The organism is Streptomyces recifensis (genome assembly GCF_002154615.1).
GTDB classification, from domain to species: domain Bacteria; phylum Actinomycetota; class Actinomycetes; order Streptomycetales; family Streptomycetaceae; genus Streptomyces; species Streptomyces griseoluteus.
On sequence record NZ_MUNH01000041.1, the window covers coordinates 1 to 7038 of the forward strand.

At 73.5% G+C, this 7038-nt stretch carries 6 protein-coding genes; 2 read left to right on the forward strand and 4 right to left on the reverse strand.

Features of this window, described 5'->3' with window-relative positions:
• Window positions 1-1111 (reverse strand): pyridoxal phosphate-dependent aminotransferase (locus CCN33_RS02805; RefSeq protein WP_086690698.1); only part of this gene is annotated, 1111 nt, incomplete at its 3' end.
• An 87-nt stretch (window positions 1112-1198) separates the two neighbouring features.
• Between CCN33_RS02805 and CCN33_RS02810 the strand changes: the two genes are divergently transcribed.
• Entirely contained in the window at window positions 1199-1834 is a 636-nt protein-coding gene (locus CCN33_RS02810; protein WP_086690701.1) for a winged helix-turn-helix transcriptional regulator, read from the forward strand.
• A 35-nt stretch (window positions 1835-1869) separates the two neighbouring features.
• Here CCN33_RS02810 and CCN33_RS02815 read toward each other — a convergent pair whose 3' ends face one another.
• Genes CCN33_RS02815 through CCN33_RS02825 form a run of 3 tightly spaced genes read right to left on the reverse strand, consistent with a single transcriptional unit; the run spans window position 1870 to window position 5462 of the window.
• Window positions 1870-2670: a hypothetical protein gene (locus CCN33_RS02815; RefSeq protein ID WP_086690709.1), complete on the reverse strand. Its 801-nt coding sequence runs from the start codon at window positions 2668-2670 to the stop codon at window positions 1870-1872.
• Window positions 2670-3935: a VWA domain-containing protein gene (locus CCN33_RS02820; RefSeq protein ID WP_086690703.1), complete on the reverse strand. Its 1266-nt coding sequence runs from the start codon at window positions 3933-3935 to the stop codon at window positions 2670-2672. The genes CCN33_RS02815 and CCN33_RS02820 overlap by 1 nt, the downstream gene beginning before the upstream one ends.
• A gap of 9 nt (window positions 3936-3944) precedes the next feature.
• Complete coding sequence (locus CCN33_RS02825) at window positions 3945-5462, reverse strand: IucA/IucC family protein (RefSeq protein ID WP_086690705.1); 1518 nt, start codon at window positions 5460-5462, stop codon at window positions 3945-3947.
• Window positions 5463-5566: 104 nt separating this feature from the next.
• Here CCN33_RS02825 and CCN33_RS02830 point away from each other — a divergent pair.
• A partial coding sequence (locus tag CCN33_RS02830; RefSeq protein ID WP_086690707.1) for an IucA/IucC family protein occupies window positions 5567-7038 on the forward strand: 1472 nt, incomplete at its 3' end.

Below are 7038 nucleotides of genomic sequence, written 5' to 3' on the forward strand. Positions count from 1 at the left end.
CGGGCCAGTTGAAGCCGGTGCCCTGGACGACCTGGATCTTCTCGCGGAGCAGCAGGTCGAGGACGAACTTCTCGTCGTCGTGGATCTTGTGCACCTTCGGGTCCAGGCGCGGGAAGGCGTACAGCGCGCCCTTGGGGCGGACGCAGGAGACGCCGGGGATCTCGTTCAGCTTCTCCCAGGCCACGTTCCGCTGCTCGTACAGCCGGCCGCCGGGCGCGGTGAGTTCGTGGATGGACTGGCGGCCGCCGAGCGCGGCCTGGATGGCGTACTGGGCGGGGGCGTTGGCGCACAGCCGCATGGAGGCCAGCATGGTCAGTCCCTCCAGATAGCTCCTGGCGTGCTGCTTGGGCCCGGTGACCACCAGCCAGCCGGAGCGGAAACCCGCCACCCGGTAGGTCTTGGAAAGACCGCAGAAGGTGAGGACGACCAGGTCGGGGGCGAGGGCGGCGGCCGAGTGGTGGACGGCGTCGTCGTAGAGGATCTGGTCGTAGATCTCGTCCGCGAACACCATCAGGCCGTGGCGGCGGGCCAGGTCGAGGATGCCCTCGACGATCTCCTTCGGGTACACCGCGCCGGTCGGGTTGTTGGGGTTGATGATGACCACGGCCTTGGTGCGGTCGGTGATCTTCGACGCCATGTCGGCCAGGTCGGGCGCCCAGTCGGACTGCTCGTCGCAGAGGTAGTGCACGGCCTTGCCGCCCGCCAGCGTGGTGACCGCCGTCCACAGCGGGAAGTCCGGGGCCGGGATGAGGACTTCGTCGCCGTCCTCCACCAGCGCCTGTACGGCCATGGAGACCAGCTCGGAGACGCCGTTGCCCAGGAACACGTCGTCGACGTCCACCTCCAGGCCGAGGGTCTGGTAGCGCTGGGCCACCGCCCGGCGGGCCGAGAGGACACCGCGCGAGTCGGTGTAGCCGTGGGCGCGGGGGAGCATCCGGATCATGTCCTGGGTGATCTCCTCCGGCGCCTCGAAACCGAAGAGCGCCGGGTTGCCGGTGTTCAGGCGCAGCACGCTGTGCCCCGCCTCCTCCAGCGCGTCCGCGTGCTGGATCACCGGACCGCGGATCTCGTAGCAGACCTCGCTGAGCTTGTTCGACTGCCGGAACTCCATGCGCCGCGACCCCTCCGGTAAGTGGTGTTGCTTGGTTTTACCAAGTGAGAGCTTGGAAAGTCCAACAACATGTCTAGACTGCGTCGCATGCCACCTCGCCGACGCTACGACCAGTACTGCTCCGCGGCCCGCGCCCTCGACCTCGTCGGGGACCGCTGGACCCTGCTGATCGTCCGGGAGTTGCTGGCCGGACCCCGCCGCTACACCGACCTGCACGCGGACCTCCCCGGCGTGAGCACGGACGTACTCGCCTCCCGGCTGAAGGACATGGAGCGCGACGGAATCACCGCCCGGCGGAAGCTGCCCCCGCCCGGCGCCGCCTACGTGTACGAACTCACCGCTCGCGGCCGGGACTTGCTGCCCGTGCTGCACGCCCTGGGGGAGTGGGGGAGCCCCGAGCTGGCGGAACTGCGGCCCACTGACGCGGTACGCGCCCACTGGTCGGCGCTGCCGCTGCTGGCGGTGCTGAGCGCGGCGGACGTCGGAGCCGGGGTGGCCGAAGTCGGCACGGAGGACGGTGAGTTCCATCTGTACGTCGGTGCGCAGGACGGGCCGGTGTACGGGCACGGACCGGCGCCGGTGCCCGCCGACGCCCGGCTGGTGATGGACGCGGCGACCTGCGCGGAGGTGTGCCGGGGCGAGACGGGGATCGCCGACGCGGTGCGGGCGGGGCGGGTCACGGTGACCGGTGAGGGGGCCCTCGCCAAGGCGCTGCGGGAATGACGAAGGCCCGCCGTCGCGGCGGGCCTTCGTCCGGGTCAGGCGCCCGGTGGGACGTACGCCGGGCGGCCCCGGCCCCGGGTCAGCGCGTAACCGCCGATGCCCGCGAGCGCGGCCAGGGCACCGCCGACGGCGGTCCACACCCAGCGGCTCGACCACCAGTGCGAGGACCAGCCGTCGTCCGGCTCGATCGCGGAGAGCACGGCCGACTTCGAACCGTCCTTCTCCGCCGGGGACTCCACCGCGATACCGGGGACGAGCGGCTTGCCCAGCGAGCCGTCCACGGCCGCCGCGCCGCCGATGTTCCTGGAGTCCGCGCGGACTTCCGCCCGTACCGGCAGGCCGAGGTCGGCGGAGCCGAGGTTCAGCACCGTCAGCCGGACGTAGTAGGTGCCGGGCAGCGGGTCGTTGGCCCAGGGCTCGGACCAGGCGCGCACCGTGCGCAGCACACAGGTCAGCTCGACGGTGGCCGTGCCCTGCTCGGCGGTGCGGGTGGCCGCGCCGTACTGGCAGGACTGGTGGCGGCGCAGGCCGTCGTAGACGTCGAGCTGCCAGGTCTGCGCGGCGTGCGCGTCGGGCAGCTTCACCGTCGCCCTGACCGTCGGGCGCTGCCCGGTGTCGGCCGGGAACGACCAGTACAGGTAGTCGCCGGTGGACGCGGACGCGGTGGCCGTCCGGCCCTGGTCCATCTCGGCCGCCGTACGGAAGGACGTGCCCGCCTGAGTGGGGGCCTTGCCGTCGGCCGAGGCGCTCGGGGAGGGGGAGGAGTCGGCCGCGGCGGGAGCGGCGGCCAGGCCCAGCGTCAGCAGGGCGGCGCTCAACACACGTATCGCACGCATCAGTTCGTCCTCCAGACCGCGACCCGCCAGCGGGACAGCCAGCCCCACAGCAGACCCGCGACGAAACCGGTCAGCACCAGCGCGGCCAGCAGCCACCAGCCGCGGCCGAGGCCGAAGGCGGCCACGTCGGAGGCGGCGGAGGTGCCGTCCACCACGTCGACCGTCAGCTCCAGCGGCATGCCCGGCGTGGTCTTCACGCCGGCGGCGGCCGAGAAGGAGTTGGTCACCTGGAGGCACACCGTCTCCGGGGACGCGTCGTCGTCGTCGGACTCGGGCTTCGGGTAGCGCAGGCCGGTGGAGACGGCGTCGGTACGGCCGGTGCCCGCGCCCTCGCCGCGCACGATCTCGCGGCCCTGCTGGGTCACCGCCCGCAGCAGCACACCGTAGTTGGGGTTCGTCGCGCGGTCGTCGGCGACGCTCACCGAGGCGCGCAGCTCCTGGCCGGGCCGGACGTCGACCTTGTACCAGCGCTGCTTGCCGAACTCCTCGCGGTCCGTGTACAGACCGGACTTGAGCGCGGGGGCCCCGGCGCACGCGTCGGCGCCCTCCGTGGCCACCGGCGTCACCACCGGATCGGCGGCCCGCTCGACCAACTGGCCGACTCGGTCCGTCAGTTCCTCCTTGTGCTGCACGGAGGTGTACGTGCCGCCGGTGGCGTCCGCGATGCAGCTCAACTGGTCGCGGGTCTTGGCGTCCGGCACCAGGCCCAGGGTGTCGATGGTCAGGCCGATGCCCTTGGCGGCTATCTCGCGGGCCACCTCGCACGGGTCGAGGGGCTGGCAGGTGTCCTCGCCGTCGCTGATCAGGACGATGCGTCGGGTGCCGTCACCGTTCCCGAAGTCGTCGGCCGCCTTCAGCAGCGCCGGGCCGATGGGGGTCCAGCCGGTCGGGGCCAGGGTGGCCACGGCGGTCTTCGCCTCGGTGCGGTCCAGCGGGCCGACCGGATAGAGCTGCTCGGTGTCCTTGCAGCCCTCCCTGCGGTCGTTGCCGCGGTAGTTGGCGCCCAGCGTGCGGATGCCCAGCTCCACCTCCTCGGGCGTCGCGTCGAGCACCTCGTTGAACGCCTGCTTGGCCGCCGCCATCCGGGTGCCGCCGTCGATGTCCCGCGTGCGCATGGAACCGCTGACATCCAGGACGAGTTCGACCTTCGGAGCGGGCTGCGGCTCGGTCTCGTCCGCTGCGGCCCCGCCGGGACACGCGATCCCGGCCGCCAGGGCGGCGAGCAGGGCGCAGACGCCCGCCGCCAGCCGTTGTCTTCTGATCATCGGCGGATCTTATTGATCGTAGGTGTCGGGCTCCAAAACGAACGGCCCGGGAAGCTCCGTCCACAGGTCGCCGGGGGTCTCCGGAGACAGCCTCATCAGGGTCAACGCCTTGACGGGGAGCGGATTTTCACACAGCGCCGCCAGGTCGGGCGTACGGGGCAGATCCGGCAACGCGGCCCGTAGCGCGGTGCCCAGTGCCTGGCCCGAACCGGCCGTCGCCGCCAGCGCGCCGCCGACCAGTGAGCCGAACAGCTTGCGGCGCAGAGCGAGTTCGTCGTCCGTGACCAGACGTCCCGTCAACTGGGGCGTGGATATGCCGTGTCGGGCCAGGCGGGCCGGGCTCACGCGGATGTCGGCCAGGTCGCGGTAGATCAGCCGCAGGGGGGTGTCGTCCGGGGCGAGCACCACGAGGAGGTTCTGGCCGTGCGCCTCCAGCGCGACCCCCAGGTCCAGCAGGCGCAGGCCGGCCGTGAGCGCGAGCCGGGTGAACGCGGCCAGCCAGCCCGGCGACCGGGGCAACTCCGTGGTGGCCAGCGCGGCCACGGGCAGCACCCGTTCGCCCGGAGCCAGGTACGCCTCGGGCGACTCGCGCAGCAGTACCGCGAGATCCGGCGAGTGGGCCGTGGCCGCGCCGATGGTGTGCGTGACCTCCAGCAGCCCGTCCATCCGCCCGACCAGCTCGGCCGCCAGCACCGACAGCGCCGCCGACGCCCGTACCGAGTAAGCGGAGATGTCCCGCACCGAGGAGGTCAGCCGGGCGCTCAGCGCGGTCTTCACATGCGGTCCGCCGGGCAGCGCCAGCGTGCGCAGCGACATCAGCGGATGCGCCGGTCGCCACGGCTCGGCGGTCCGCTTGAGCACATGCGCCGCCTGCCAGGGATGCACCGGCAGCAACAGGTCGTCACCGGCAAGGAGTTCGGCCGGCCACTCGCCCGACACCAGGCACTCGGCCGCCGGCACCGCCACCGTGCCCAGCTCCACCACCGGCCGGTGCTCCGGCCCGTACGCCAACTGGTCGGCCACCGAGAAGCCGGGCCGGGAACGGCAGTTGGGGTGGAAGGGGTGACCGTCCACCACCCGCTGCTCCCACTCCCAGTCCCGCTCCGGCCACCCGGCACCCGGTTCCGCCGTGTCGGCGCGGGACAGCGCCAGCGAGGCCACGCTGTTCGCCAACTCGTCGGCGAACGCGGCCGCGTGCGGCACCGCGAGGTCCGTCATCAGCCGCGCGGGGTCCGCGTACCGCTCCCGGCCGAGGCGGACCTCGCCGACGCGGTCGCCGGTCGCGTACGGGTCCGAGAGCGGGCCGTGCAGCGCGCGGCCGTCCGCCAGCCGTACCGTCAGTCCGGGCGCCCCCGGCGTCCGGGAGGTGACCCACGGCAGCGGTTCGTGCGCCAGCGCCCGCCACAGCCTGGTCAGCACCGCCGCGCGGGCTCCCGGCAGCGCGGCCGTGTAGCGGTCGCGCAGGGCGGGCCGTACGACGGCCAGCTCCTCGGCGACCTCGGCCTCGGCGGTGGGGGAGTGGTACACGGTCGGCTCCTCGGAGACTGGCAGCTCAGGGCACGATTGTCGGATACCGCAGACTTACTGGGGACGGTCGGCCCCCCGGACCGGCCACAGCACGACGAGAACGAGTGGAACGCGTGGACCTCAATCCCCCGACCGGCGCCGCACGGCGCGCCGACGCCTACGCCTCGGCGCCGCTGCTGAACTGCCTGCTGCGCGAGGTGGCCCGGCCGGTCCCGGAGAGCGGGGACCGGCCCGTGTACCGGCTGCCCGGCACCGGCCGGCTGCTCCGGGTGCGCCCCGGCCGCCGTCCGGCCGATCCCGAAGTGCGCGCGGACGGCGCCTGGCAGCCGCTGAGCCACGCCGAACTCGTCAAACTGGTCGCCGAGGAACTGCGCGTCCACACCGGTCTGCCGGGCGACGACCTGCCCGCCGAGATGCTGGACAGCCGGGACACCGTCGCCGCCCTGCTCGCGGCCCGCGCCCGCACCCTCGCCCCCGAGGACCCGTATCTGCGCTCCGAGCAGTCGCTGATCACCGGCCATCCGCACCACCCGGCGCCCAAGGCGCGCGGCGGCGGCCCGGTCGCGGCCTGGCTGCCCTACGCCCCCGAGGCGCACGCCCGGTTCCCGCTGGTGCTGCTCGGCGTCCGCGAGGACCAGGTCGCCGACGAGGGCGACACCAGCGCCCTGGACGCCCTCGGCACCGCCCCGCCCGGCTACCGCTTGCTGCCCGCCCACCCCTGGCAGCTCGACCTCCTCGCCGAAGACCTCGCCTCCGCCTTCGCCGACCGGCGCCTGATCCGGCTCGGCAGCACCGAGTCCGTGGTCCGGCCGACGGCGGCCGTGCGCACGGTGTACGAGCCCGGCCGCGACCTGTTCCTCAAGTTCAGCCTGGACGTCCGCATCACCAACGACATCCGCCGGCTGTGGCGCCACGACCTGGAGAAACTCGACCGCACCGACACCGCGGCCCGAGAAGCCTTCGCCGCGATGGGACCGCCCGCGGCCTGGCTCAGCGACCGGGGCTACCGCACCGCCGCGTTCGCCTTCGAGGAACTCGCCGTCCTGGTCCGCGACGGCCTGCGCGGCCACCTCCTGCCCGGCGCCACGCCGCTGCTCGCCGCCGGACTCGCGGAGGGCTTCGACGGCAGCCCGCTCGCCGCCGCGCCCGACCCGGACGCCTGGTGGGCCGCGTATCTGCGCCAGGTCGTCCCGCCCGTGCTCCGCGCCTTCGACGAGCACGGGGTCGCACTGGAGGCGCACCTGCAGAACACCCTGGTCGCCGTCGACGCGGCCGGGATGCCCGTGCAGGCGCTGTTCCGGGACGCCGAGGGCGCCAAGCTGCTGTCCGACGTGAGCCGGGAGGCCGGTTGGGAGCGACTGGTGTACTGCCTTCTCGTCAACCACCTCGGCGAGATCGCCGCCGCTCTCGCCGAGGCCCATCCCGGCCTCGACCCCTGGCCGGCCGTCCGCGCCGAGCTGTCCCGCCACCCCCTCCCGGAGACACCGGCCCTGCTGGCCGCGCCCGCCCTGCCCGGCAAGACCAACCTGCTGCTCCGCTGGACCGGCGCGGCCAGCAGGGCCGGTGTCTCCGGGAG